Source organism: Rhodococcus sp. SORGH_AS_0301, from assembly GCF_030818285.1.
GTDB lineage: Bacteria > Actinomycetota > Actinomycetes > Mycobacteriales > Mycobacteriaceae > Rhodococcoides.
The window spans coordinates 524,427-550,098 of the sequence record NZ_JAUTAC010000002.1 but is presented as its reverse complement, the minus strand read 5'-3'; the positions used below and the strand labels follow the sequence as shown (position 1 = coordinate 550,098).

Annotated in this window: 28 protein-coding genes; 16 read left to right on the top strand and 12 right to left on the bottom strand. The window is 65.9% G+C overall.

The genetic code is table 11. The annotated features are described in order from the left end of the window. Positions 1 to 29 precede the first annotated feature (29 nt). The 3 genes from QE397_RS03195 to QE397_RS03185 all read left to right on the top strand — a co-directional run bounded on the left by QE397_RS03195 (position 30) and on the right by QE397_RS03185 (position 2,325). On the top strand, positions 30 to 677 hold the full coding sequence (locus QE397_RS03195; RefSeq protein ID WP_307091669.1) for a response regulator transcription factor: 648 nt from the start codon (positions 30 to 32) through the stop codon (positions 675 to 677). Between the two features lie 167 nt (positions 678 to 844). Next, positions 845 to 1,102, top strand: coding sequence for a helix-turn-helix domain-containing protein (locus QE397_RS03190; RefSeq protein ID WP_082042946.1), 258 nt, complete (start codon positions 845 to 847; stop codon positions 1,100 to 1,102). Further along, a complete protein-coding gene (locus QE397_RS03185; protein WP_307091667.1) occupies positions 1,099 to 2,325 on the top strand; it encodes a type II toxin-antitoxin system HipA family toxin in 1,227 nt (408 codons plus the stop codon). Before QE397_RS03190 ends, QE397_RS03185 begins: the two co-directional genes overlap by 4 nt. A gap of 62 nt (positions 2,326 to 2,387) precedes the next feature. Here QE397_RS03185 and QE397_RS03180 read toward each other — a convergent pair whose 3' ends face one another. Genes QE397_RS03180 through QE397_RS03170 form a run of 3 tightly spaced genes read right to left on the bottom strand, consistent with a single transcriptional unit; the run spans position 2,388 to position 4,467 of the window. Beyond that, the gene (locus QE397_RS03180) at positions 2,388 to 2,591 is read right to left on the bottom strand and encodes a zinc-ribbon domain-containing protein (RefSeq protein WP_056073455.1); all 204 of its coding nucleotides are present in this window, start codon (positions 2,589 to 2,591) and stop codon (positions 2,388 to 2,390) included. A gap of 19 nt (positions 2,592 to 2,610) precedes the next feature. Then, complete coding sequence (locus QE397_RS03175; protein WP_307091664.1) at positions 2,611 to 3,447, bottom strand: SDR family oxidoreductase; 837 nt, start codon at positions 3,445 to 3,447, stop codon at positions 2,611 to 2,613. 60 nt (positions 3,448 to 3,507) lie between these two features. Then, positions 3,508 to 4,467 carry a YafY family protein gene (locus tag QE397_RS03170; RefSeq protein WP_307091663.1) on the bottom strand — a complete coding sequence of 320 codons (960 nt, stop codon included), beginning with the start codon at positions 4,465 to 4,467 and terminating at the stop codon, positions 3,508 to 3,510. 103 nt (positions 4,468 to 4,570) lie between these two features. Between QE397_RS03170 and QE397_RS03165 the strand changes: the two genes are divergently transcribed. Next, entirely contained in the window at positions 4,571 to 4,987 is a 417-nt protein-coding gene (locus tag QE397_RS03165; RefSeq protein ID WP_307091660.1) for a VOC family protein, read from the top strand. 64 nt (positions 4,988 to 5,051) lie between these two features. Here the strand turns inward: QE397_RS03165 and QE397_RS03160 are convergent, their stop codons facing one another. The 3 genes from QE397_RS03160 to QE397_RS03150 are packed head-to-tail and all read right to left on the bottom strand — an operon-like array spanning position 5,052 to position 7,851. Beyond that, on the bottom strand, positions 5,052 to 5,651 hold the full coding sequence (locus QE397_RS03160; protein WP_307091657.1) for a lactate utilization protein C: 600 nt from the start codon (positions 5,649 to 5,651) through the stop codon (positions 5,052 to 5,054). Further along, on the bottom strand, positions 5,648 to 7,114 hold the full coding sequence (locus QE397_RS03155; protein ID WP_307091655.1) for a LutB/LldF family L-lactate oxidation iron-sulfur protein: 1,467 nt from the start codon (positions 7,112 to 7,114) through the stop codon (positions 5,648 to 5,650). Before QE397_RS03155 ends, QE397_RS03160 begins: the two co-directional genes overlap by 4 nt. Next, entirely contained in the window at positions 7,111 to 7,851 is a 741-nt protein-coding gene (locus QE397_RS03150; RefSeq protein ID WP_307091653.1) for a (Fe-S)-binding protein, read from the bottom strand. The genes QE397_RS03155 and QE397_RS03150 overlap by 4 nt, the downstream gene beginning before the upstream one ends. Before the next feature lie 70 nt (positions 7,852 to 7,921). Between QE397_RS03150 and QE397_RS03145 the strand changes: the two genes are divergently transcribed. Then, positions 7,922 to 8,605 carry a FadR/GntR family transcriptional regulator gene (locus tag QE397_RS03145; protein ID WP_307091651.1) on the top strand — a complete coding sequence of 228 codons (684 nt, stop codon included), beginning with the start codon at positions 7,922 to 7,924 and terminating at the stop codon, positions 8,603 to 8,605. A gap of 1 nt (position 8,606) precedes the next feature. On the opposite strand, the gene QE397_RS03140 is transcribed toward QE397_RS03145, so the two are convergent. Beyond that, positions 8,607 to 9,611, bottom strand: coding sequence for a glycerophosphodiester phosphodiesterase family protein (locus QE397_RS03140; protein WP_373425273.1), 1,005 nt, complete (start codon positions 9,609 to 9,611; stop codon positions 8,607 to 8,609). Positions 9,612 to 9,689: 78 nt separating this feature from the next. Next, positions 9,690 to 10,706, bottom strand: coding sequence for a LacI family DNA-binding transcriptional regulator (locus QE397_RS03135; protein ID WP_307091650.1), 1,017 nt, complete (start codon positions 10,704 to 10,706; stop codon positions 9,690 to 9,692). A 280-nt stretch (positions 10,707 to 10,986) separates the two neighbouring features. Between QE397_RS03135 and QE397_RS03130 the strand changes: the two genes are divergently transcribed. Genes QE397_RS03130 through QE397_RS03090 form a run of 9 tightly spaced genes read left to right on the top strand, consistent with a single transcriptional unit; the run spans position 10,987 to position 22,061 of the window. Continuing rightward, positions 10,987 to 12,513, top strand: a complete 1,527-nt coding sequence (locus tag QE397_RS03130; RefSeq protein ID WP_307091648.1) for a sugar ABC transporter ATP-binding protein — start codon at positions 10,987 to 10,989, stop codon at positions 12,511 to 12,513. Continuing rightward, positions 12,510 to 13,556, top strand: a complete 1,047-nt coding sequence (locus QE397_RS03125; RefSeq protein WP_056073472.1) for an ABC transporter permease — start codon at positions 12,510 to 12,512, stop codon at positions 13,554 to 13,556. Before QE397_RS03130 ends, QE397_RS03125 begins: the two co-directional genes overlap by 4 nt. Then, positions 13,546 to 14,583 (top strand): ABC transporter permease, encoded by a 1,038-nt coding sequence (locus tag QE397_RS03120; protein WP_307091645.1) that lies wholly within the window; start codon positions 13,546 to 13,548, stop codon positions 14,581 to 14,583. The genes QE397_RS03125 and QE397_RS03120 overlap by 11 nt, the downstream gene beginning before the upstream one ends. A 26-nt stretch (positions 14,584 to 14,609) precedes the next feature. Continuing rightward, on the top strand, positions 14,610 to 15,695 hold the full coding sequence (rhaS, locus tag QE397_RS03115; RefSeq protein WP_307091642.1) for a rhamnose ABC transporter substrate-binding protein: 1,086 nt from the start codon (positions 14,610 to 14,612) through the stop codon (positions 15,693 to 15,695). Between the two features lies 1 nt (position 15,696). Further along, on the top strand, positions 15,697 to 16,044 hold the full coding sequence (locus QE397_RS03110) for an L-rhamnose mutarotase (protein ID WP_222630632.1): 348 nt from the start codon (positions 15,697 to 15,699) through the stop codon (positions 16,042 to 16,044). Continuing rightward, complete coding sequence (gene rhaI, locus QE397_RS03105) at positions 16,041 to 17,210, top strand: L-rhamnose isomerase (RefSeq protein ID WP_042573776.1); 1,170 nt, start codon at positions 16,041 to 16,043, stop codon at positions 17,208 to 17,210. Before QE397_RS03110 ends, rhaI begins: the two co-directional genes overlap by 4 nt. Beyond that, a complete protein-coding gene (locus QE397_RS03100) occupies positions 17,210 to 18,625 on the top strand; it encodes an L-fucose/L-arabinose isomerase family protein (RefSeq protein ID WP_307091639.1) in 1,416 nt (471 codons plus the stop codon). Before rhaI ends, QE397_RS03100 begins: the two co-directional genes overlap by 1 nt. 20 nt (positions 18,626 to 18,645) lie before the next feature. Beyond that, positions 18,646 to 20,676: a bifunctional aldolase/short-chain dehydrogenase gene (locus QE397_RS03095; RefSeq protein WP_307091637.1), complete on the top strand. Its 2,031-nt coding sequence runs from the start codon at positions 18,646 to 18,648 to the stop codon at positions 20,674 to 20,676. Further along, entirely contained in the window at positions 20,676 to 22,061 is a 1,386-nt protein-coding gene (locus QE397_RS03090) for a rhamnulokinase family protein (RefSeq protein WP_307091634.1), read from the top strand. Before QE397_RS03095 ends, QE397_RS03090 begins: the two co-directional genes overlap by 1 nt. Before the next feature lie 30 nt (positions 22,062 to 22,091). Here the strand turns inward: QE397_RS03090 and QE397_RS03085 are convergent, their stop codons facing one another. The 4 genes from QE397_RS03085 to QE397_RS03070 all read right to left on the bottom strand — a co-directional run bounded on the left by QE397_RS03085 (position 22,092) and on the right by QE397_RS03070 (position 24,506). After that, complete coding sequence (locus QE397_RS03085) at positions 22,092 to 22,457, bottom strand: TfoX/Sxy family protein (RefSeq protein ID WP_307091632.1); 366 nt, start codon at positions 22,455 to 22,457, stop codon at positions 22,092 to 22,094. 399 nt (positions 22,458 to 22,856) lie between these two features. Beyond that, a complete protein-coding gene (locus tag QE397_RS03080; protein ID WP_307091630.1) occupies positions 22,857 to 23,285 on the bottom strand; it encodes a hypothetical protein in 429 nt (142 codons plus the stop codon). Further along, on the bottom strand, positions 23,282 to 24,175 hold the full coding sequence (locus tag QE397_RS03075; RefSeq protein WP_307091629.1) for a hypothetical protein: 894 nt from the start codon (positions 24,173 to 24,175) through the stop codon (positions 23,282 to 23,284). The genes QE397_RS03080 and QE397_RS03075 overlap by 4 nt, the downstream gene beginning before the upstream one ends. 46 nt (positions 24,176 to 24,221) lie before the next feature. Beyond that, complete coding sequence (locus QE397_RS03070) at positions 24,222 to 24,506, bottom strand: hypothetical protein (RefSeq protein WP_307091627.1); 285 nt, start codon at positions 24,504 to 24,506, stop codon at positions 24,222 to 24,224. Between the two features lie 142 nt (positions 24,507 to 24,648). Between QE397_RS03070 and QE397_RS03065 the strand changes: the two genes are divergently transcribed. Next, on the top strand, positions 24,649 to 24,792 hold the full coding sequence (locus QE397_RS03065; protein ID WP_307091625.1) for a hypothetical protein: 144 nt from the start codon (positions 24,649 to 24,651) through the stop codon (positions 24,790 to 24,792). A gap of 39 nt (positions 24,793 to 24,831) precedes the next feature. Continuing rightward, a complete protein-coding gene (locus tag QE397_RS03060; protein ID WP_307091623.1) occupies positions 24,832 to 25,644 on the top strand; it encodes a formate/nitrite transporter family protein in 813 nt (270 codons plus the stop codon). Positions 25,645 to 25,672: the final 28 nt, after the last annotated feature.

The window sequence follows — 25,672 nt, the reverse complement described above, 5'->3', positions numbered from 1 at the left end:
TCGGCGCGACCCGATACGGTCGACCCATCATGGACTCCGATGCGGTCATCACCGTTCTCGTCGTGGACGACGACGCATTCGTTCGTCGCGGCGTAGCGGACATCTTCGCTGCCACCACGGACATCGTCGTGGTCGGATCGGTCTCGGACGGTGACGAGGTACCCGCCGCAGTGGCCGCTCATCGGCCCGACGTCGTCCTGATGGATCTGAAGATGCGCCGAGTGGACGGACTCGACGCCACCCGAGCATTGATGGCATCGGCGCACCCACCGAAGGTCGTCGCTATGACGGCGATGGACGTGGACGATCTGGTGGTCCGGGCCATCGAGGCCGGTGCCCACAGCTTCCTCAGCAAGTCGGAGGCGCCCGAGACGTTCCACCAGTCGATCCGCGCCGTCGCTGCCGGGAACACTTTGTTCTCCAAAGAGTCACTCCGAAAGATCGTGGCCACTACCCGACCACCACGGCCTACTGTGACGCTGGAAGCGCTGACCGACAAGGAACGAACAGTGTTGTCGGTCATGGCATCCGGGGCAACGAACGCCGACATCGCTCGGCAGCTCTACATGGCAGAGACCACGGTGAAATCGCATCTCACTGCCGTCAATCACAAGCTGCACGTCACCAACAGGGTCGAGGCTGCGCTGATGGCGTTCCGTGCGGGACTGGTTGTCTGAGGACCTCGGGTCAGGCTACGCCTGTTGCGCATGCTTTAGCCGGACTCGTGCTGGTCTTTCGCGTGAATCGATCCTTAAGCTTGCTGCAAACGACATAAGGCTGTTCAATCGTCATTATCGGCGGTAACGTGGCCTTAAGTTGTCTCTGGCAAGCATTGGAAACCCGCATGGCACCTCCTCGAAAGTCGCGTCGTACCGATGTCAGCAATCTCGCCAGGTCTTTCACGACACGCCGTCACGAATTGGGTCTGACGCAAGCTGAGCTCGCTCTGCTGGCCGGAGTCGGCCGTTCGACTGTTCAAGCTATCGAGGGCGGCAAGGACGCGCCTCAACTCGACGGGGTCAACGCCGTCGCTGACGCGTTGGGGTGCGATCTGACGCTTGTGACCCGCGCCGGAGCCATCGTCGAACCAGGGGAACGATGACCACCGGAGCCGACTTGCGCGACATCGATCGAGCAGACGTCTACAAGGGCAACGTTCGCGCAGGGTCACTGACGAGGTCCGGCGACAACGTCAGCTTCCACTACGACGATGACTACCTGGCACGACCCGGCGCGGACCCGGTTGCCTGGTCGCTGCCCACCGACGCTGTCGACGTCAGCGTAGGAGCGGGGAGCGTGCCGCCCTTCTTCGCAGGATTGCTCCCGGAAGGTGTTCGTCTCTCCGGTGTGGTCGCCGGGATGAAGACGTCGGAGGACGACCACTTCACCATTCTCCTGGGCGTCGGATCGGACACTATCGGCGACGTGCGCGTCGTCCCCCACGGAACCGAGCTGCAGCCTGCAACGCTGGCCTTCGATCCGGAATCCCCGTCACCGGACTTGCGGGCGTTGTTCGATCAGTTGTCCGGGCCGGATTCGATGCGCGTCGATACCGCGAGCTTGCCCGGGGTGCAAGGCAAGGTGTCCGCCCAGATGTACACGTCGCCCGTAGCGACGACGCACGGGGCAGCCATTCTGAAACTGGCTCCGCCGAACCGCTTTCCGCGTCTGGTCGAGAACGAGAACTTTTTCATGACTGTCGCCGAGAGCTGCGGGCTCGTCGTACCGCGTCGGCACACAGTGACCGACGCCCGTGAAGTATCGGGACTTCTCGTTCAACGTTTCGATCGGGACGGTGATCGCAGGCTCGCGCAAGAGGACGCGTGTCAGATCAACTCGCTGTACCCATCGTCGAAGTACCGGATGAAGACCGAGACGGTGCTCGACACGCTCGCCTCGACTGTCGAACTCGGTGGAGGTTCCGCGCGCCAGGCGGCGCTCGAACTGCTCAGGCTCACCGTGTACTCGTATGCGATCGGCAACGGAGATCTCCACGGGAAGAACTACTCCATTCGCCGGAACACCAGCGGAATGTGGGGAGTCACTCCGGCATACGACCTGCTGTGCACTCAGCCGTACATGGGCTGGAACGATCCGATGGCACTGACGTTCTACAGTCGGAACAATAAGTGGTCGCGCGACCACATAGTTGACGGCGCGGCACGCCATCGACTTCCACGTAAAGCGGTAGAGCGAGTTCTGGACGACGTGTGCGCCGGTGTACGCGCGGCGACCAGCGACGCGAAATCGATCGGCTTCGACGACAAGACGACGTCGCGGATGACCAGGTTCATCAGCGCGCGCTGCGACGAGCTGTCCAGCTGACGCACATCCGACATCCACCCGCGCAAGTCAGGTCGCGATGACGGACAGCATGTGGCAACAGATCACGCGTACACAGCCGCCCCGCAGATTCCACACTCCTCGAACTCGGTGCGCTTCCAGCGCGCGAGCGGGATGAAGAAGACGCTGAACTGCTTGTACTGCTGCATCCGAGCCCACTGAGTGGTGTTGTGGCAGCGCTGGCAGGTGCGGGTGTGGCCCGCGCCGAGGGATCTGCGTTTCAGGCCGAAGCCGAAGAGGAGGAACACCTCTCCCAGGATAGGTGGTCTAGCCGTTCTGAAGAACCTCTCGCAGCGTCATCGCACGCCGACCCGTCACCCGCTCGACGTCGTCGGTCACGGCGCTGAGTTCGCCGGAGGCGATTGCGGTGTACGTCGACACCCAGGCATCGTTCTGCCAGTCCGGAGCGTTCCATACAGCGCGTGACTCGTACGCCTCGTCCAGGGTCTCGTCGTGGAACGACACCGCACGACCTCGAACGTCGGCAATTGTCGCGGCCACCTCGGACATCGACAGCGCCTCCGGCCCCGTCAGGTCGTAGGTCTTGTTCACGTGCCGCTGAGGGTCGGTCAGAACTCGTGCCGCGACTCGCGCAACGTCTGCACGCGCCACCAAAGACACTCGTCCGTCCCCCGCGGGACCGCGTATGACACCGTCCTCGCCGGCGAACAGTTCCATGACGTCGCTGTAGAAATTGTCGCGCAGGAACGTGTGGTTAAGCCCGGACTCCTGAATGTGCTGCTCGGTGAAGTAGTGATCGCGCGCGAGAGTGAACGTCGCGTCCGGCGCCGCCCTGAAGAACGACGTGTAGACGATGTGCCGAACTCCGGCCTGCACCGCAGCATCGATGAAGGTGCGGTGATCCGCCAGCCGTGTCGCATTCTCGGCGCCGGACACCATGAACAACACGTCGATTCCTGCCAGGGCCTGCGTGGCACCTTCCGCGTCACTGTAGGAACTGGTGCCCACGGTGGCACCGGGCAGCTTCGGCGCTCTGGAGGGATCGCGAACCAGCAAGTGTTGTGGTGTGCCGGCTTCCGCGAGATGCGCTGCAACAACGCCTCCCACCGAGCCCGTCGAACCTGTGACAGCAATAGTCGGCATGATCGTCCCCCGCAGCAGTGTCGAACGGGTGACCGTTCGCGTTCGGGTCGAGTATGCCCGTCACCCACTCGCCACCGCCCGCCACAAGCGCTCGCTGACCCCCACCACCGCGTCGACAAGCTCCAGGGGCCGTAGGTCCTCCAGCTCTGCGTCGAACCGAGCCAACGATGCCGCGATGCCCGTCCACGACCACGCGCCTATGCGGACGCGACACCGACCGTCACCGAGATCTTCGACCGTCCCGTCGGCGAGATAGGGAGCGACCTCCGCCGCGGGAAGGTGCACCGTCGCCTCCCCTTCACACGCCCAATCACCCGAGACCGTGCCGAGGAAGCGTCGACGGAGCAGCTCGGCCGACGAGCCGCCGGGGATCGGACGCGGAGTGAATCGCACGCCCGTTCGCATCTTCGGTATCATGCGGTCGACTCGAAACACACGCCAGTCCTCGCGGTCGAGATCCCACCCGACGACGTACCAGCGACCTCCGGCTCCGACTACTCCGTGCGGCTCGACGCGTCGCGGAGGTATCACTGAATCATGTTCCGCCGATGCGTAATCGAAGCGGATCACCTCGTGCTTGCGTGCCGCCTCTCCTAACGTGCGTAGCACCGCGGGATCGATCGTGTCTCCGGCCGCAGGCAGCGCAGTGAGAGCCAGCGCGTCCACCCGGTTGCGGACGCGGGTAGGCATGACAGTTCGGAGGGTCGCCAAGGCTCGCTCGGCGGCATCGGCGATGTCGATACCCAAGGCCGGCACGACCTGCAGGGCGAGCGTCAGTGCGACCACCTGGTCGTCGTCGAGAAGTAGCGGCGGGACTTCCTCGCCCCCGTCCAGCCGGTAGCCACCGTCGGACCCGCGCAGCGCAGCGACGTTGTAGCCGAGAACGCGCAATCGGTCGACGTCGCGGCGGATGGTCCTCGGGCTCACACCGAGCCGCCCGGCCAGCTCCGTGCCCGGCCACTCGCGGCGAACCTGGAGCAACGACAACAGGGTCAGCATGCGCGAGGACGGTTCCGACATGAGTCGAGTATGGGCGACCAAGCGGTCAGGATCTGACCTATTGGCCTGCGATCGTCGTTCCTGTCGGCAAAGCCTGCCGGACCGAACTACTCGAGGAGTCTCGATGACCGTCATCACCGCCTTGCACATCAACCTCCGCGGCAACGCACGTGAAGCGTTGGAGTTCTACCAGTCCGTCTTCGGTGGCGATTTGGTCGCATTCCCGTACGGCGACACCGCGTCGGGACAGGGACCGACCCAGTCCGAGCAGGTCGCCTGGGGTGAGGTCAGCACACCCGGAGGGTTCCGCGTCATGGCGTACGACATCCAGGACTCGCTTCCCTACAACGCCGGTGAGAACGCCTTCTACAGCGCGCTGCGAAGCCACGACGCGGACGAGATCACCGCAGCATTCGAGGGTCTATCGACTGGGGCAACGGTGTTGGTGCCGCTCGGGCCGGTCGGGTTCTCACCGCTGTACGGCAAGCTTGTCGACAAGTTCGGCGTTACGTGGATTTTGGACGTCATCCCTAAGTGGTGACGCAACTCCAGCTGGTTGTGGACTTCCACCCCCGCTGAGCGGGGGTAGAAGTCCACGACTCGGGTCACTCGACGATCAACACATCCAACCGCCGCGGCCCGTGGACCCCTTCCACCCTGTTCAGCTCGATGTCACTGGTCGCACTCGGACCGCTGATGAAGGTCAGCGGTCGAGTGGCGTCCAGCACCGCGAAGGCCTGCGGCACCGTGTCCACCACCTGGTCGGCGCGGACGATGCAGATGTGATGGTCCGGAACCAGAGTCAGAGCCCGACGACCCTGCGCGACAGAGGCATCGAGCACGATCGTCCCCGTGGCAGCGATCCCCACCGCGCAGCCGGTGATCACCGCGTCGAGGGCATCGAGTTGGTCGATCAACAGGCTGTCGTCCGGAACCACCGCGATGCCGTCGACCCAGGCAGAGGGTAGATCGACGGGGACTACCGCTCGACCATCACCGAGCAGCGACGCCACCGTGCCGGCAATTTCCGACTCGGAGATCCGGTACACCTGAGCCCGGTAGTCGTCGACCGTTTCGGCGAAGCGGTCGACGTCACCCGACCCGACAAGAGCAGCTCGGTCGTAATCGCGCGGAACATCCACGCCGGCAACCCCGCCCGCGGTCGCGGCACGAATGCGCTCGAGAATCTCCGACTTCGCGTTCATGACTCGTCCTCGTGCGTTCGTGCCCACCACTGGCGGAACGTTTCCTTCGGAGGGGCCGGCATGTCACGGCTGGTGGTCCACAACGATCCGGGGAACGGAAGCGACTCGATGTGGCCCTTCTTCCCCGCCAGCAGGCGTCCGACACCCGCAGCCTTCTCGGCCATCCCGAATCGCTTCGGCGAGTTCATCGCCCACCCTGCCGCCCGCATCGCGATCTCCTGCGCGCCGGGGATGCCGCCGCGTTCGGAGTCGACCTGCTCGGCCCGTAGGTGCACCAGAATCTCCGGGATGTTGATACGCACCGGGCACGCATCGAAACAAGCCCCGCACAGCGACGACGCATATGGCAGTGAGGCATTGGGATCGTCGTGACCGGTCGTGCCGGTGAGCTGCGGCGACAGAATCGCACCGATCGGGCCCGGATACACCGACCCGTACGCGTGCCCACCGGTCCGCTCGTAGACCGGGCACACGTTCAAGCATGCGCTACACCGAATGCAGTTGAGGGCGGCGCGGCCTACCTCGTCGGCAAGCACGTTGGTTCTGCCGTTGTCGATGAGCACCAGGTGGAAATTCTGAGGACCGTCGCCTTCGTGCACTCCGGTCCACATCGACGTGTACGGGTTCATCCGCTCGGCCGTGGACGAGCGGGGAAGCAGCTGCATGAACACTTCGAGGTCCGCGAACGTGGGGACCAGCTTCTCGATGCCCATCAGCGTGATGAGGGTGTCGGGCAGCGTCAGACACATCCGCCCGTTGCCCTCGGACTCCACGACGGCGAGCGTCCCCGTCTCGGCGACACCGAAGTTTGCGCCGCTGATGGCCACCTTTGCCGACAGGAACTTCCGTCGCAGATGTTCCCGTGCGGCCATGGCCAGTTCGCGCGGCTCATCGGTGATGGCCGCGTCGACACCGGGCATCCGGCGCAGGAAGATCTCGCGAATCTCCGCCCGGTTGCGGTGGATTGCGGGAACCAGGATGTGACTGGGCTTGTCGTCACCGAGTTGGACGATGAGCTCGGCCAGGTCGGTCTCGATCGCGGCGATGCCCTCGGCTTCGAGGTACTCGTTCAGGCCGGTCTCCTGGGTGGCCATGGACTTCACCTTGACCACCTCGTCACTGCCCGTGGCCTTGACCAAGTCCGTGATGATGCGATTGGCTTCGTCGGCGTCGCGTGCCCAGTGCACCACTCCCCCGCGGGCGGTGACGTTGGCTTCGAGTTGCTGCAGCAGTTCGGGCAGCCGCGACATCACGTCGGTCTTGAGGGCACTCCCGGCGAGGCGCAGTTCCTCCCAGTCATCGCACTCCGCAACAGCTCCCAGTCGCTTCTCGCGGATGGTCTTGGTCGCGGCCCCGACGTTGCGCCGCATCTGAGTGTCCTGCAATGCGCGCTTTGCAGCCTTCGGGAAGCTCTCCTCGCCGCGGATGTTGCCGATACCGGGCGAGCCCAGGAACGTTGTCATCGTGCCTCCGTCGATGCCAGGATCTCGGCCAGGTGCACGGTTTTGACGCCGGTGCGCAGGCGGGACAGTCCGCCGCCGATGTGCATCAAGCACGACGAGTCCCCGGCGCTGCATACCTCGGCACCGGTGGAGAGGACGTTGGCCATCTTGTCCGACAACATCGCCGTCGAGGTCTCCGAATTCTTCAACGCGAACGTTCCGCCGAAGCCGCAGCACGACTCGGCCTGAGGCAGTTCGACCAATGTCATGCCGCGCACGTTGCGCAGCAGTTCGAGGGGTTTGTCGCCGACGCGCAGCATTCTCAGCGAATGGCACGTGGGGTGGTAGGTGACGCGGTGCGGGTAGTAGGCGCCGACGTCGGTGACACCGAGGACGTCGACGAGAAGTTCGGACAGCTCGTAGGTGCGTCCGGCGATGTCCTCGGCGCGCGTGGCCAGATCCTCGTCACCTGCGCGGCGGGCGACCATCGCGTGCTGGTGACGGACCGATCCGACGCAGGAACCGGATGGTGCGACGGCGACGTCCCACGACGACTTTTCGAACACCTCGACGTAGTGACGCACCAGGGGTGCGGCCTCTTTGAGGTAGCCGGTATTGACGTGCATCTGGCCGCAGCATGTCTGATCCGACGGGAAGACGACGGTGTGACCGAGCCGTTCGAGCAGTGAGACAGTCGCTTTCGCTGACTCGGGGAAGAGTGCGTCCGCCAGACAGGTGGCGAACAGGGCGATCCGCATGGAGCCTCCAGAGCGTGTGGTCTGACCACAGTAACCCCTGTGGTCGGACCACACCAGCTATTCTCCGACAATGCGCGCACACGAGGTGGTTCTCCACCGCATCGAACAGGACCTGGCGGCCGCCCGACTCCGCGTCGGCGACCGGCTGCCGGCCGAGCGCGCACTCGCGGAGGAACTCGGCGTCGGCCGGAGCTCGGTTCGTGAGGCCATCCGGGTGCTGGAGGCGATGGGCGTGGTGAAGACGTCGGTCGGGTCCGGTCCCGATGCGGGCGCGATCGTCGTGGCCGATCCCGCCACGTCCATCGGCTCGGCACTGCGGCTGCACATGGCCACGCAGTTCCTGCCCATCGCCGACGTGGTGCAGACGCGCGTACTGCTCGAGTCGTGGGCGCTACGCGAAGCCGCGGCGCGCACCCCCGACCTCAGTGCCATCGACGATTTACTGGACCGAATGGACGACCAGAGCCTCGAACCCGATCAGTTCCACCGCCTCGACGCCGAGCTGCACGTACGGTTCGCCGGGCTGGCCGGCAACGTGCTGATCGAGGCGATGATGACCTCGCTCCGCGACTCGATCCATGGCTACGTCATGGACGCCGTTCCGATGCTCGACGACTGGTCGGCCGTCGCCGTGAACCTGCGGTGCGAGCACCGCGGCATCGTCGACGCGCTGCGCCGAGGACACGGTGCCAAGGCCGCCACCCTGGCGCGCGAGCACATCGAGGGGTTCTACGGGTTGATGCGGCTCGACTAGCTCAGCGCGTCGTGGCCGGGTCCGGCAGCGCCATCCCTCGCTCCCCCATCACCTCGCGCAGGCGGTCGGGGTAGTCGGTGATGATGCCGTCGACACCCATGTCCATCAGTGCCGCCATGGTCGCGGGATCGTCCACCGTCCACGGCACGACGCGAATCCCGGCGGCATGCGCGGACGCCACCATTTCCGGTGTCACGTAGAGCTCGAAGTCCGGATCGCCCACGGCTCCCTTCTGCGGGCTGCCCTGGACGGGCGAGAGGGCATGGGCGCCGAACGATTGCACCGCCGCCACCGGGTCGCCGTCGAAGTCGTCGATGTCGAGACCGCCCAGCCACGGGGATGCTCCCGCTTCCCCTACTTCGAGGAAGTCGGGCTCCGTGAGCGCGACCAGGCGCACCGACGGGTCGACTGCTTTCACCGCGCGCAGGGCGCCCCAGTCGAAGCTTTGAATGGTCGTGCGATCGAGCAGTCCCGCCGCCCCGACCGAGGCGAGCACCACGTCGGCGAACTGCTTACGGGGCGCCGTTTCGGTGGGCGCCGCCGCCTCCACCTTGGTCTCGATATTCAGCTGGACCGTGGAGTCGTACGAGTTCACCAGAGCGAGCACCTCGTCGAGGGTCGGGATTCCGGCATCCGTCGCCACTCGCTGTTCCGGGTAGCCGTCGAGCTGCGCCACACCACAATCCAGGGTCCGCACCTGTGCCAGCGTCAGGGTGTTCACGTACTTCCCGACGTAGGGGAACTCGGGATCGTTGTCGGTCGCGGGCCGGGTATCGCGGCACTTCGCGTCCGACACCTTTCGGTCGTGCGTGACGACGGCGATGCCGTCCTCGGTGATCTGCGTGTCCATCTCGAGTGTGGTGACGCCGAGCTCGAGGGCGTTGGTGAACGAGGCGAGCGTGCTCTCGGTGACCAGTCCGAGGCCGCCGCGGTGCGCTTGGAGGTCGAAGCCGTCGAGCGGCTGCGCGGTCTCGGTCTCTTGCGTGGAGCAGGACGCCAGCGCCATACACATCGAGACGGTCAGCAGCACTCGTCGCATCGCCATGACGCCCACGCTAAGCCGGGAAGGTGAACGCTCGATGGATCAGCGCGCGCGCCACCCCTGGTCGGTCGACCCTCGCACCACCAACGACGGCTCGAAGGTGAGCTGCCGGAACTCGTGAGCGCCCGACGCCGAGACCTGCTCGAGCAGTAGTTCGGCTGCAGCCCTGCCTAATTCGGCCCGCGGCTGCGAGATGGACGTGAGGGGAACTGCTGCACCCGCGGCGTAGTCGATGTCGTCGTATCCGACGATGGCCAAGTCCTCCGGCACACGCACGCCGCGGTGCACACATTCCTGCAGCACGCCCAGCGCCAGCAGGTCGTTCGCGCACACGACGCCGGTCGGCGGGGCGTCGGTCATGTCGAAGATCTGCGCGGCGGCTCGTGCGCCGGCCTCGATGGACAACGACGTGGACCACACCGTCGACATGCGGGTGCTGGCCGATTCGGCGACAGCAGTGAGGGCACCGGAGCGGCGGTCGCGCACCTGCCGAATGCTGTCCGGGCCGCCGACGTAGACCAGGGTGCGGTGTCCCAGATCCATGAGATGCCGTGCAGCCAAACGCCCTCCGAGGACGTCGTCGACCGCGACCGACGATCTGCCGGGGGCGTGCGACCCGCGATCGAGCAACACCACCGGAGTGCCCTGGCGGTCGAGTTTGTCGAGCATCGGCACGTTCTCACCCACGGGACTGAGCAGAATGCCCTGCACGCGCTGCTCCATGAGCAGGCGAAGCTGACGGTTCTCGCGCTCCTCGGACTCGCCGCTGCCGACGATCACGGTCAACAGATCGTTCACGTCCGCCACGGATTCGGCACCGGCTGCCACGTCGAGGAAGAACGGGTTGCGGGCGTCGAGGACTACGACGGCGAGCATGCGGGACTGGCCGGCTCGAAGTTGGCGGGCCGCGTCGTTACGCACAAAGCCGAGCTGCGCGATGGCCGCCTCGACGCGCTCACGGGTGGCGGCGGAGACCATGTCGGGCTTGTTCAGGACATTGCTGATGGTGCCCATGGACACTCCCGCGAGAGCGGCGACCTCACGCATGCTTGCTGCCACGATCGCCCCCCTTCGATGCCGTTACCGTCGCCATTGAATCGGTTTACCGGTGTCGGCGCAACTGAACGGCGTTCTCGAACCCACCGAGCCGCCCCGCGGCACCCCAACTCGTGACCGATCTTCATTGTTGCTGCTCAGCGCTGGGTACATCACGGTTCGGTAACGCTCTGCTCGTGATCCGGGTCACGGGGTTGACCAGTGGCCCCCGTCACTTCTATGTTCACGGGGCTGAATGAACCGATTCAATTCGAGCCGGTTCGGTCCGACGGAGGTCCCATCCATGAGCGTCCCCAGTGCGACGACGCCCACCGCAGTTCCCCTGCTCGAAGTCCGTGACGTCACCAAGTCGTTCGGAAGCGTCGCCGCCGTCTCCGGTGTGTCGTTTCCGCTCTACGGCGGTGAGGCGCACGCACTCGTGGGCGAGAACGGTGCCGGCAAGTCCACCATCGTCAAGATGCTGGCCGGTGTGCACAAGCCGGACACCGGCACGCTGCTCGCGGGCAGCACCCCGATCACGCTCGACTCCCCCGCCGCCGCGAAGGCCGAGGGCATCGCCGTCATCTACCAGGAGCCGACGCTCTTCCCAGACCTGACCATCGCCGAGAACATCTACATCGGTGCCCAGCCCACCTCGCGCGGCCGGATGATCGACCGCGGCGCCATGAACGCCGCCGCCGAGGCACTGTTCACGCGCCTGGGCGTTCCGATGGACCCGAACCGGCTCGCCAGCGGACTGTCCATCGCCGACCAGCAGCTCGTCGAGATCGCCAAAGCGCTGTCCACCGAGGCGTCAATCATCGTCATGGACGAACCCACCGCAGCGCTCTCCGGCAACGAGGTCGCGCGGCTGTTCAAGGTCGCGCGCTCCCTGTGTGCCGACGGCGCGGCCGTGCTGTTCATCTCGCACCGGTTCGAGGAGATCTTCGACCTGTGCCAGCGGGTCACCGTCATGCGCGACGGTCGCCACATCTCCACCGCGCCACTGGCCGGACTCACCGTCGACGACCTGATCAAGCAGATGGTGGGCCGCGAGCTCGGCGCCCTGTTCCCCAAGCTGGACGTCGAACCGGGTGCCGTCATCCTCGAGGTCGAGAACCTCACACGCGCCGGGGTGTTCACCGACGTCAGCTTCCAGGTGCGTGCCGGTGAGATCGTGGCGCTCGCCGGCCTGGTCGGCGCCGGACGCTCCGAGGTCATGCAGGCGGTGTTCGGCGTCGACCCCCGCGATTCCGGTTCCGTCAAGGTCCGCGGCAAGGTACTGAAGGCCGGTAATCCCAAGGCCGCCATGCGAGCGGGCATCGCCCTCGTTCCCGAGGACCGTCGCCAACAGGGCCTCATCCCTGAGATGTCGATCGAGCGCAACGCGACGCTCACGCGCTCACAGGCGTTGTCGCGCTTAGGGTTCCTCGTCGGCGGTGGCGAGCGCCGCTCGGCCCAGGAATGGACGAAGAAACTGCAGACCAAGTTCTCGCGCATCACCGACCCTGTCGGCACCCTGTCCGGTGGCAACCAGCAGAAGGTGGTGCTGGCCAAGTGGCTCGCCACCGACCCGATCGTTCTCATCGTCGACGAGCCCACCCGCGGCATCGACGTCGGCACCAAAGCCGAAGTCCACAAGATCATCTCGCGTCTCGCCAGTGAAGGAGTCGCCGTCGTCATGATTTCCTCGGAATTGCCGGAGGTGCTCGGTATGGCCGACCGCGTGCTCGTCATGCGCGAAGGTCGCATCGCCGCGGAGATCGATCGCGATCATGCCACCGAGGAATCGGTCATGTTCGCCGCCATGGGATCGGAGTCCGCAGCATGACCGTCACCACCCAGACCGCACCGGCGGCCGATCCGCTCAAGCCCGTCACCAAGGACGGTAGCTCGCTGGTCGAGAAGATCCTCAGAATGCGCTCGCTGGGCATCCTCGGCGCGCTCGTCGTCCTCATCGCCGTGACCGCGGCGACCAACAGCTCGTTCCTGTCCGGTCAGAGCATCCGCGATCTGCTGCTCGCCGCGTCGATCATCGCCGTGCTGGCCGTCGGCCAGACCGTCGTCATGATCACCAAGAACATCGACCTCTCCGTCGGTTCGGTGCTGGGCCTTTCCGCCTTCGCTGCAGGGTCGGTCATGAAGGCCGGCTCGCCGATCGTGCTCGGCATCCTCGCGGGCATCGTCGTCGGCACGCTGTGCGGAGTCTTCAACGCGTTGCTCGTCCGCTACGGCGGCGTTCCCGCCCTGGTGGTCACGCTCGGCACCATGTACATCTTCCGCGGCATCGCCTTCTTCTGGGCGGGCGGCGAGCAGATCACCGCCGACGAAATGCCCGGCTCCTTCCTCGATCTCGGCACGGCCAGCGTTCTCGGACTCCCCGTCCTGGTGATCGTCGCCGTCATCGCACTCGTCGGAGCGGGCATCTACCTCGGCCGATACCGCAGCGGCCGCGACCTCTACGCCATCGGGTCCAACGGTCACGCCGCCGAACTCGCCGGCATCTCCGTCGGTAAGCGCACGCTGGCGGCCTTCGCCTTCTCCGGCGCCATGGCCGGTATCGCCGGAGTCATGTTCGCCGCCCGCTTCGGCACCGTCGACGCGGCGGCCGGCACCGGCTACGAACTCAACGTCATCGCAGCCTGCGTCGTCGGCGGCGTGGCCGTCGTCGGCGGTGTCGGCACCGTGTGGGGAGCCGCCCTCGGCGCCCTCCTGCTGACCACCATCAACAGCTCGCTCCCGGTCCTGCAGATCGATCAGTTCTGGCAGCAGGCGATCGTCGGCGCGCTCATCCTCATCGCCATCGCGGCGGATCGCATCGCGGCCGTGCGTGCCGCCCAGCAACTTCGGAAGAGGAGCGCTCATGTCGAGTGATCTCGCCACCCGTCCCGACGCCCCCGCACCGACCGTGCAGCAGGGCAGTCGCATCCGGGAGCTGCTGGCCAGCTGGGACACCGCGGTCATCTTCCTGACCATCGTCGTCGTGCTCGGTGCGTCGGTCATGAATCCCGACTTCGGCAGCGCCACCAACTTCACCTTCCTGGTACTCGACCTCGCGCCGATCTTCCTCATCGCGCTGCCGATGACGCTGATCATCGTCACCGGCGAGATCGACCTCTCCGTCGCCAGCACTCTCGGTCTGAGCGGCGCGGCGATGGGCTGGATGTGGAACAACGGCTTCACCATCGAGGCCATCGTCCCGATGTGCATCCTTCTCGGCGCACTGCTCGGCGCGCTCAACGGATTCCTCGTCGCCACGCTCGGTCTGCCGTCCCTCGCCGTCACGATCGGCACGCTCGCGCTCTTCCGCGGACTCGCCTTCGTCCTGTTGGGTGACACGGCCGTGTCCAACTTCCCGCGTGCTTACACCTCGTGGGTCACCGGCACACTGGGTGACTCGTCGGTTCCCAATCTCGCTGTGCCACTGGTCATCCTCGCGGTAGTGTTCGGCGCGGTCCTGCAGTTCACCTCGCTCGGCCGCAACATCTACGCCACCGGCGCCAGTGCCACGGCCGCGAAGTTCGCCGGCATCAACGGCAACCGCATCAAGTTCTGGCTCTACGTCGTCGCCGGAGCGGTCGCCGCCCTGGCCGGTGTCCTGTGGAGCCTGCGCTACTCGAGTGCTCGTGCCGACAACGGTGCCGGCCTCGAACTGTCCGTCGTCGCCGCAGTCCTTCTCGGTGGCGTCTCGATCTTCGGAGGCAAGGGCCGGCTCGTCGGCGTTCTCGCCGCCGTCGTCCTCCTCGCGGCACTGCAGAACGCGTTGCGTCTCGAGGACATCTCCAACGAAGCACTCACCGTCGTCACCGGCGTCCTGCTCATCGTCGCCGTCCTTCTGCCCAACCTCATCAAAGCAGTCCGCACCTCCTCGGACCGTCGCAAAGCCGTCGCACGACTCTGATCCACCCCCTTCCCGAAAGGTCCACCATGTCCCGCACCTCCCGGCGCCTCGCGCTGGCGCCGTTCGCCGGCATCGCCGCCCTGTCTCTCGTCCTCACCGCCTGCGGTGGCACGACGCAGGAGTCTGCCTCCGAGTCCTCCGACAGCGGGAGCCGCGTCACCGGCACCGCCAACCCCGACGCCGAGATCCAGGACGGCCTCAAGATCGGCTTCCTGCCCAAGCAGCTCAACAACCCGTACTCCGACATCGAGGTCGCCGGTGGCGAGAAGGCCGTCGGCGAGTTCGGTGGCGAGTACAAGCTCGTCGGTCCCAACGACGCCAGCGCGTCGTCGCAGGTGTCCTACATCAACACTCTGATCCAGCAGAACCAGAACGTCATCGCGATCGCTGCTAACGACCCCAACGCCGTGTGCCCCTCGCTGAACCAGGCACGCGACGCCGGCGTCAAGGTCGTCACCTTCGACTCCGACGCCGACAAGAGCTGCCGCGACCTGTTCATCAACCAGGCCACCACCGAGGGCGTCGGCGAATCGCTGGCGAAGATGACCAGCGACCAGATCGGCGGATCCGGCAAGATCGCCATCCTGTCCGCAACTCCCAACGCCACCAACCAGAATGCGTGGATCGAGGTGCTGAAGGAGCAGCTCGCCTCCAACCCGGAGTACAAGGACATCGAGCTCGTCACCACCGTCTACGGCAACGACGACGACCAGAAGTCCTTCCAGGAGACCCAGGGTCTGCTGCAGACCTACCCGGATCTGAAGGCCATCGTCTCCCCCACCACCGTCGGCATTTCCGCTGCCGCCCGCTACATCTCGGGCTCGTCGTACAAGGACAAGATCGTCCTCACCGGACTCGGCACGCCGAACCAGATGCGTGAGTACGTCAAGAACGGCACCGTGAAGCAGTTCGCGCTGTGGGATCCCACCGACATCGGCTACCTCGCCGCCTACGCCGGTGCAGCCCTGTCGTCCGGTCAGATCACCGGCGCCGAAGGTGAGAAGTTCACCGCGGGCGAGCTCGGCGAATACACCATCGGTGTCGACGGCGAACTGGTCCTCGGACCGCCCACGGTCTTCGACTCCGCCAATATCGACCAGTACAACTTCTGACATGAACCGGTACTGCTTCACGCTCCAGCTCAGGCCGGAATCGGTTCCCGAGTACTCCCGTCGTCACGCCGAGGTGTGGCCCGAGATGCTCGAGGCACTGAAGGCCAACGGCTGGAACAACTATTCCCTGCACATCCGTGACGACGGCCTGATCGTCGGCTACGTCGAAAGCCCCGATCTGGGCGCGGCGCAGGCAGCAATGAGCAGTACCGACGTCAACGCACGGTGGCAGGCCCAGATGGCTCCGTTCTTCACGGGCCTCGGGTCTGCCACCCCCGACGAAGGATTCGTGCTGCTGCGCGAACTCTTCCACCTCGAGACTCAACTCCGCGAAGGTCACCCATCATGAGCACCACAGCAGTTCAGGACATCTCGGCCCTCGCCGACTTCGGTATCGAGGTGCCCAGCTGGGCCTACGGAAACTCCGGAACCCGCTTCAAGGTCTTCTCCACCGCCGGCGTGCCCCGCACCCCGTTCGAGAAGGTCGCCGACGCCGCCGAGGTCAACCGCGTCACCGGCGCAGCTCCCCGCGTCTCGCTGCACATTCCGTGGGACAAGGTCGACGACTACTCCGCGCTCGCCTCCTTCGCCGCCGAGAACGGCGTCGCACTGGGAGCCGTGAATTCGAACGTCTTCCAGGACGACGATTACAAGCTCGGGTCACTGACCAACGCCGACAAGCGGATTCGCGCCAAGGCCGTTGCCCACCACCTCGAGTGCGTCGACGTCATGCGGGCCACCGGCTCGAAGACACTCAAGCTCTGGCTTCCCGACGGCACCAACTACGCCGGGCAAGACTCCATCCGTGCGCGCCAGGATCGTCTCGCCGAGTCGCTGCAGGAGATCTACGCCGGCCTCGACGACGACCACACACTGCTCATCGAATACAAGTTCTTCGAGCCGTACTTCTACACCACCGACATCCCCGACTGGGGCACGTCGCTGCTGCATTGCCTTGCCCTCGGAGACAAGGCGAAGGTGGTCCTCGACACCGGGCACCACGCGCCGGGCACCAACATCGAATTCATCGTCACGCAGCTCATCCGACAGAACAAGCTGGGCGCCTTCGACTTCAACTCCCGCAACTACGCCGACGACGACCTCATCGTCGGTGCCGCGGACCCGTTCCAGCTGTTCCGCATCATGCACGAGATCGTCGCCTCCGATGCCCACCTCCCCTCGTCGGGCATCAACTTCATGCTCGACCAGTGCCACAACATCGAGCCGAAGATCCCCGGTCAGATCCGGTCGATCATGAACGTGCAGGAAGCCACCGCGAAAGCGTTGCTCATCGATGCGTCGGCACTCGAGAAGGCGCAGATCGACGGCGACATCCTCGGTGCCCACGCGGTGCTCATGGACGCGTACAACACCGACGTCCGTGGGCTGCTGGGCGATCTGCGGGAGTCCCGCGGCATCGACCGTGACCCCGTCGCCGCCTTCGCCCGCTCCGGGTACATGGAACGCGTCGAAGCCGAGCGCGTCGGCGGACAGCAAGCGAGCTGGGGAGCCTGATGGGCCTGGAGCGGACGGTTCCGAGGAAGACCCGCCTGGGTCTGGTGTCGGGCGGACTGGGTGCGTACTGGCCACAGTTCCCCGGTCTCCTGGAGACGCTGCAGCAGTCCGCTCGCTACGTCACCGAGCGGTTCGAGAAGCAGGACTGCGTCGTGATCGATGCCGGCTTCGTCTCCGATGCAACGGAATCTGCCTCTGCGGCCGAGGAGTTACGAGTTGCCGATTGCGACCTCGTCGTCGTGTTCCTGACGACGTATCTCACGTCGTCGATGGTGCTACCCATCGCGCAACGAGTCGATGCCCCGGTGTTGTTGATCGATCTGCAACCCACCGAGGCCATGGACCACGCAACCACGGGGACCGGCGAATGGCTCGCGTACTGCGGCCAGTGCCCGCTCCCCGAGGTGGCGAACGTGTTCCGACGCAGCGGTATCGACTTCCGCTCCGTCTCGGGCTATCTCCACGACGAGAACGCGTGGTCCCGCATCGAGGCATGGGTGGGAGCCGCGTCGGCGCGCGCTGCGCTGCGACACTCCCGGCTCGGCCTGATGGGGCATCTGTATCCGGGCATGCTGGACATCTCGACCGACATGACACTGCTGTCGTCGCAGTTCGGCGCCCACGTCGAGGTACTGGAATTCGACGACCTGCGGGTGCGTGTGCAGAGCGTCACCGACGCCCAGGTGGACGAGCGACTCGAACTCGCGCGCAGCGTCTTCCACCTCGACGACTCCGTCGTGAACGACGACTTCGCGTGGGGCGCTCGCGTATCGGTCGGCCTCGATGCCCTCGTCGACGACTTCGGACTCGACGCGATGGCGTACTACCACCGCGGACTCGACGGCGAACTGCACGAACGTCTCGGCGCCGGCATGATTCTGGGCGCTTCGCTGCTCACAGCCCGCGGAATTCCGTTGGCCGGCGAATACGACATCCGCACCGCCGTCGCCATGCTGATCGCGGACCGCCTGGGCGCCGGTGGGTCTTTCACCGAGCTTCAGGCACTGAACTTCCGAGACGGTGTCGTCGAGATGGGGCACGACGGGCCCGCCCACCTCCAGGTGTCGGCCGGCGAGCCTCTGCTCCGCGGACTCGGCGTCTATCACGGGAAACGCGGATACGGCGTCAGCGTCGAGTTCGACGTACAGCCCGGGCCCGTGACGACCTTCGCTATCGGACAGAACCGTGACGGCTCGTTCACGTTCATCACCTCCGAGGGCACCGTTGTCCCCGGGCCTCTGCTGCAAATCGGCAACACCACGTCCCGCGTCGACTTCGGGCGCGATCCCGGCGAGTGGACGGACGAGTGGAGTGCCACCGGCACCGGCCACCACTGGGCACTGTGCGTCGGGCACCGCGCCAAGGACATCAAGGCCGCAGCAGAGCTGCTCGGCATTTCCTATACCAGCGTCTAGACCTACTCAGGAGAACCACTGTGACGACGATCGACGATCTGATCGCCCGGTCCAACAGACTCGGCGCCGATGCGCGCAACACCAACTACGCGGGCGGCAACACCTCCGCGAAGGGAACCGAGACCGACCCGGTCACCGGTCAGGACGTGGAACTGCTGTGGGTCAAGGGTTCCGGCGGCGACCTGGGCACGCTGAAGCCCGCCGGGCTCGCCGCGTTGCGACTCGACCGCGTCCGCGCCCTGAAGGACGTCTACCCCGGCGTCGACCGCGAAGACGAGATGGTCGCCGCCTTCGACTACTGCCTGCACGGCAAGGGCGGTGCGGCACCGTCCATCGACACCGCGATGCACGGACTGGTCGAGGCGGCTCACGTCGATCACCTCCACCCCGACTCGGGCATCGCCCTCGCAACCGCTGCCGACGGGGAGGAGCTGACGCGCAAGTGCTTCGGTGACCGTGTGGTGTGGGTGCCGTGGCGTCGCCCGGGCTTCCAGCTCGGCTTGGACATCGCCGAGATCGCCGAGAAGAACCCGCAGGCCATCGGGTGCATCCTCGGTGGACACGGGATCACTGCCTGGGGCGCGACCAGCTCCGAGAGCGAGGAGCGGTCGCACGAGATCATTCGGACCGCCGAGCAGTTCCTTGCCGACAACGGTCGCTCGGAGCCCTTCGGATCCCCGCTGGCAGGCTTCGAGGCACTGCCGTCGGACGATCGACGAACCCGCGCCGCGGCCCTGTTCCCGCTGATCCGCGGGCTCGCGTCGACCGACCGACCGCAGGTGGGTCATTTCGACGACAGCGACGCCGTCCTCGACTTCCTCGCCTCGTCCGAGCACCCGCGTCTAGCTGCACTCGGAACGTCGTGCCCCGACCACTTCCTGCGCACCAAGGTCCGCCCGATGGTGCTCGACCTCCCGACGACTGCATCGTTGGAGGATGTGTCGGCTCGACTCCGTGAGCTCCACGTCGCGTACCGAGAGGACTACGCCCGCTACTACACCCAGCACGCCGAGGCCGACAGCCCGTCGATGCGCGGCGCCGATCCCGCCATCGTGTTGATCCCCGGAGTCGGCATGTTCTCCTTCGGCGCCAACAAGCAGACCGCCCGCGTCGCCGGCGAGTTCTACATCAACGCCATCAACGTGATGCACGGCGCCGAGTCGGTGTCGACATACGCGCCGATCGACGAGCGCGAGAAGTTCCGCATCGAGTACTGGGCGCTCGAGGAGGCGAAGCTCGCTCGGATGCCCGCACCCAAGCCGCTGGCCACCCGGATCGCACTGGTGACCGGCGCCGCGTCGGGCATCGGCAAGGCCATCGCGCAGCGTCTGGCAGCCGAGGGTGCGTGCGTGGTGATCGCCGACCTGGATGTGGAGAAGGCCGCCGCGGCCGCTGCCGAGATCGGTGGCTCCGACGTGGCCGTGGGGATCGCCGCCGACGTCACCGACGAGGGACAGATCGCTGCCGGTTTCTCCGACGCCGTATTGGCCTTCGGCGGAGTGGACCTCGTCGTCAACAACGCCGGACTGTCCATCTCCAAGCCGCTGCTCGAGACCACCCTCAAGGACTGGGATCTGCAGCACGACGTCATGGCCCGCGGATCCTTCCTCGTCTCCCGCGAGGCGGCCCGCATCATGATCGAGCAGGGCATGGGAGGCGACATCGTCTACATCTCGTCGAAGAACTCGGTGTTCGCCGGACCCAACAACATCGCGTACTCGGCGACGAAAGCTGACCAGGCCCATCAGGTTCGGCTACTCGCCGCCGAGCTCGGTGACCACGGCATCCGCGTCAACGGCATCAACCCTGACGGCGTGGTCCGCGGTTCGGGCATCTTCGCCGGCGGCTGGGGCGCCAAGCGTGCCGCGGTCTACGGCGTGGAGGAAGAAAAGTTGGGCGAGTACTACGCACAGCGCACGCTGCTCAAGCGCGAAGTGCTTCCCGAGCACGTCGCCAACGCCGTGTTCGCCTTGACCGGTGGAGAACTGACCCACACGACCGGGTTGCACATCCCGGTCGATGCGGGTGTCGCAGCCGCGTTCCTGCGCTGATGGGTGCATTCGCGGCGGTGGATCTGGGGGCGTCGAGCGGTCGAGTGATGCTGGGGCGGGTGGTCGACGGTCGGGTGGACCTGACGGAGATCGCGCGGTTCGAGAACCGTCCTGTGCGCCTCGGTGGATCGTTGCACTGGAACATCCTCGCCCTGTACCAGGGTGTGCTCGACGGATTGCGGTCGCTGGTCGACCGGTTGGACGGCGAGCCGTTGACGTCCGTCGGCATCGACACGTGGGCGGTCGATTACGTCCTTCTCGATACCGACGGGCGCATGCTCGGCGTCCCGTTCCACTACCGCGACTCCCGCACCGACGGTGAACACGAGGACCTGTTCTCTCGCAACGGCATTGCTTCGTTGCCGTTCAACACGGTGTACCAGCTGCTGGCCGAGTCGCTCGATACTCTGAGCGTCGCTAGGCGCCTTCTCATGGTTCCGGACCTGTTGGCGTACTGGCTCACCGGCGTCGCTCGGGGCGAGGTGACCAATGCGTCGACAACCGGGCTCCTCGACCCGCATACCCGCGTGTGGGACCGCTCCTCGATTGCCTCGCTGGGCCTCAAGGCCGACCTGCTTCCCGAGCTCGTCGCACCAGGGGTGCCCATCGGACCGCTCACCGCCGACGTCGCCGCCGTGGTGGGCACCGAGTCGTCGGTCGTTGCAGTCGGCACGCACGACACAGCGTCGGCCATCGTGGCGGTTCCGGCTGCGACACCCAACTTCGCGTACATCGCGTCGGGCACGTGGTCGCTGGTGGGAGTCGAGACGCGGGAGCCGGTGGTGACGTCTGCGGCCCGAGACGGTGGGTTCACCAACGAGGCGGGTGTCGACGGCACCGTGCGACTGCTCCGCAACGTCATGGGTATGTGGCTGGTGCAGGAGTCGTTGCGGCAGTGGGAGCGTGACGGTCTCGAGCTGTCGCTCGGCGCACTGCTCGTCGAGGCTGCCGGTCTGCCCGCGTCGACGGTCATCGATCCCGACCTCCCGGTGTTCCTGCCACCGGGCGACATGCCGGCGCGAATTGCCGCCGAGTGCCTCGCGGCCGCGGTGCCGGTTCCGACGACACCCGCGTCGTTCGTGCGCTGCATCGTGGACAGCCTCGCGGCGGCATACGCCCGCTCGGTGCGTCTGGCCGGTGAACTGTCGGGCATCGACGTCGAGGTGGTGCACATCGTCGGCGGCGGTTCCCAGAACGCGCTGCTGTGTCAGCTGACCGCTGATGCCACCGGGCTGCCGGTGGTCGCGGGACCGGTCGAGGGATCCGCACTGGGCAACGTGCTGGTCCAAGCCAGGGCTGCCGGTGTGGTGAGCGGCGGGCTCGCCGACCTGCGACGGGTGGTGCGGAACTCGTTCGAGTTGGTGGAGTACCTGCCGACGCGGTGATCGTGTGCAGTGATCCGCGCTGTCCGCGGATTACTGCACAGGATCCGTAGTGCGGCTCGCCGCGGGTGGTGCGGGAGTTGAGGAGGTTGCGGCGTCGATCCAGACCCGCAGGTCGTAGTCGAACTCCAGAGCTGCCGCGTTCACGGAAATCCACCCCTGTCCCATCGACCTGCCCGCGCCCATCTGAGCGCGGCGAGCTCCCGGGCGTCCGACGTAGTCGTCATCGCGATCGCGCGGTACCCGCACCAGCAATGCTCCGCCGCCGTTGCCGACGGATACGACCATCTTCCCGTCGACCATGAACGCCAGGCCGCCGAACATCGCCTTCTCGGTCACGGTGGACCTGGCGGACAGCGCAGCGCGAACCCGGTCCTCGAGGTCGGCGTCACGAGCCATGGGGAAACTGTACGACGCCTCCCGACGTGTCGGAAGGTGCGCGGAGCCGCGGAATGCGCGGGTGAGCGCACCGTCGCGACGACGATGCCGGATCTCACACGAGTCCGCTGGGACTTTCGAACGTGAACCCGCGCGCTTCGAGTTCGGCGAGGCGCCGCTCGCCCTTCTCGGTGATGCACGCCCGGACGACCTCGGAAATCATCAAAGCGCTTCGATCCGGCGCTACACGAGGGACTGCGGTGTCGAGTCGTCACGGATTCCTTGAACCTTGAACGCCAGCCCGCCGAGCATCGGACCGCGTCGGATGGTGCGCGGAGCCGCGGAATGCGCGGGTGAGCGCACCGTCGCGACGAATGCGGTGTAGAAGCATTCGCCTAGCGACGCTTTCTGCACCGGATCTCACAGCAGGCCGCTACGGGTCTCGAACGGACCGATCGTGTTGTCCCACGTCATGCCCTGCGCCTCGAGCTCCGCAAGGCGTCGCTGACCCTTTTCGGTGATGTTCGCACGAAAGACTTCACACCAGATCAGGTCTTCACGCTTCGTAGCGTGCAGGTAGCCCTGACTGGTCCCATGTCCCTCGGCGATCCGGCGCATCGACTCGTCGATGTCTACGTCCCACTCTTCCCACCCGACCTCGTTGTTCGCCAGCGCTCCGAACGTCATCAGCCCGGATTCAGCGAACCAACGAATAACACCGGCAACTGTGTCGATCGTGGTGCTCCAACCTCGGAATCCGGAAACCATGGCTACGAAGCCCCACAGCGGCATCCAGTCGTCATCGAGTTCGTCGAGCAGTCGAAACTCCAGGCCCTCTTCGACATTCATCGCACATGCACCTTGATCGCTTGAGTACCTTTCGGCTTCACGATGTCGATCACTGATCCACCAGACTTGCTGTCGACTCGCAACTGGATTCCCGTACCGTCCGGCAATTCGTATCGCTCGATAATTTTGACACTGTCACCTGTTCCGACCGCCCTACCCTGCTCAGTGAGTTCGTCGAATACGGTTCGTACGTCCTCTTCCGACTCCACTTGTCTGTTGACACCGCGTCGGCCCGGCTCCGTCAGATCGTTCAACACGTCGTCGACACCCGCCGCATCGACCGGCCCCGCATCCTGGAAGAAGCTGTCCGGCAGCGCGTCGTGGATCGCATCCCACGCATCCGTCCCGAACCGATCGACCAGTGCGAAGGCCATCGCGCCGACGGACAGCACTCCGGCCGCGATCATCGCGTGCACGGCCGCCTCCACCGCCCAGGCCAGGCCGATCGCGAGGGGAACGAAGTGGCGTGGTTCGCCGTCGAGAAGTGCAGCGGACGCGTCGTCGATGGACCGGGCGGCGGACTTGTCCGCGTCTATCAGCGCCTGCACATGCGCCGCGATGACCGCCGCATGGGAGCCACCGTTGTTGACCACCGACCAGTCCGGTGCGACGAGGCAACCGTCCGCCTCGGCCACGACGACAGCGTCGAGAAGTGCCTCGCGAGCAACGGTGATGGCAGAAGCACCATCCACTACAGCGCGCTCCAGCACCCGAAGCTGAGTCGTCCGGCGTTGCGCTGCAGCAAGATCACGTCCGAGACGACCTACCGCAGCATCGCCGGCCGCACCCTGCCACGCCTCGCGCAGATCTACACGGCTGCGGTCGATTGCCGCCGCCCGAAAGTCGAGGACTGACGCTCCGTCACCGATCCACGCCGCGTCGATCCGCACGCTGCCGGGATCCCACGACGCCACCACCTCTCGACGCGGCGCGAGCTCAGCGACCTCCACGCTGGATCCCCTCCAGCCGTGCGGCATTGGCCGAGTCCGCGCCGGCGTACCCGACGGCAGCGACATCCAGCGATCGCGCTGTCGCAGAGAAGCCCGCGACGAGATCGTTCAGTGCCGAGACGGCTCGCTCTTCCGCTCGAGCGAGTGCGGCCGCGGTCGACGCTCCGGGCAGCGCGACCACACCGCGCGGCACCACACCGATCTGCTCCGCCTCGCCGAGCACAGCTCGGCTCGCGGCCCGCACAGCCCCCACATCAGCGACGACGAACATCGTTCCCACCCCCCCTCGCGGGGTAGGACGCGTCAGTCGCTCAGCACGTTCCACTGTCAGCGTTTGCGCTGTTCACGCCGCATCAGGCGTAGTGTTCGCCGTATCGGAGCCATCTGGTTCCCTTGATCAAGGGGCTGACACCATGGCTGACAAGTCTCCGCGCAACTCGATGACACAGAAATCGGGCAAGTCGCTGAAGGAAAAGCGACTCGACAAGAAGACGAAGGCCGCGGGGAACATCGCCGCCGACGACGCCTCCGCCACGGTGAACAAGAAGAAGCGCTGACCACCCGGTAGCGACCGACCACGCGGGGTACACCGTGGGATGAGCGAAGAAGCGCGCCGTAACGACGGTGACAACGACGGTCCCGTCGAGGAGGAGCTCGAAGAGAGCTTCGACTCGGTGGTCACCGAGGGTGCCGAGCGTCTGCACCGCACCGTCCGAGCCGTGATCGTCACCGGACTGTTCGGCGGACTCGAGGTGGCGCTGGGCGTAATGGCCTACCTCGCGGTGCTGGACGAGACGAGCAGCCATCTTCTCGCCGGGCTCGCGTTCGGGATCGGCCTCGTCGCAATCTATCTCGCGCACAGCGAGCTCTTCACCGAGGACTTTCTCATGCCCATCGCCGCGGTGGTCTCGAAGGACGGCACCCCGGCACAACTCGCGAAGCTCTGGATCGGCACTCTTCTGGCCAACCTGGTCGGCGGGTGGGCGGTGATGTGGCTGGTCGCGCAGGCGTTCCCGCAATGGCTGATGGTGCTGTCCGAATCGGCACACCACTTCGTCGACGCGCCCTTGAACACGCAGTCGATCTGTCTGGCGATCCTCGGCGGCAGCACCATGACGCTACTGACCAGGATGCAGCAGGGAACCACGTCGGACGTCGCCCGCATCATCGCTGCCATGGCGGCCGGCTTCCTGTTGGCGGGGCTGCAGCTGTTCCACTCGATCCTCGACTCGCTGTTGATCTTCGGCGCGATCCACGCCGGCGCGGACGTGGACTACCTGCAGTGGATCGAGTGGTTCGGATACACGGTGGCGTTCAACATCGTGGGCGGCGTCTTCCTGGTGACGGCCCTGCGCCTCGTGCGGACGAAAGAGCTGGTGAAGTCCGAACGGAAGGACGAGGCGGCCTGAGACAGCAGAACACCCTCACCAGTCGACT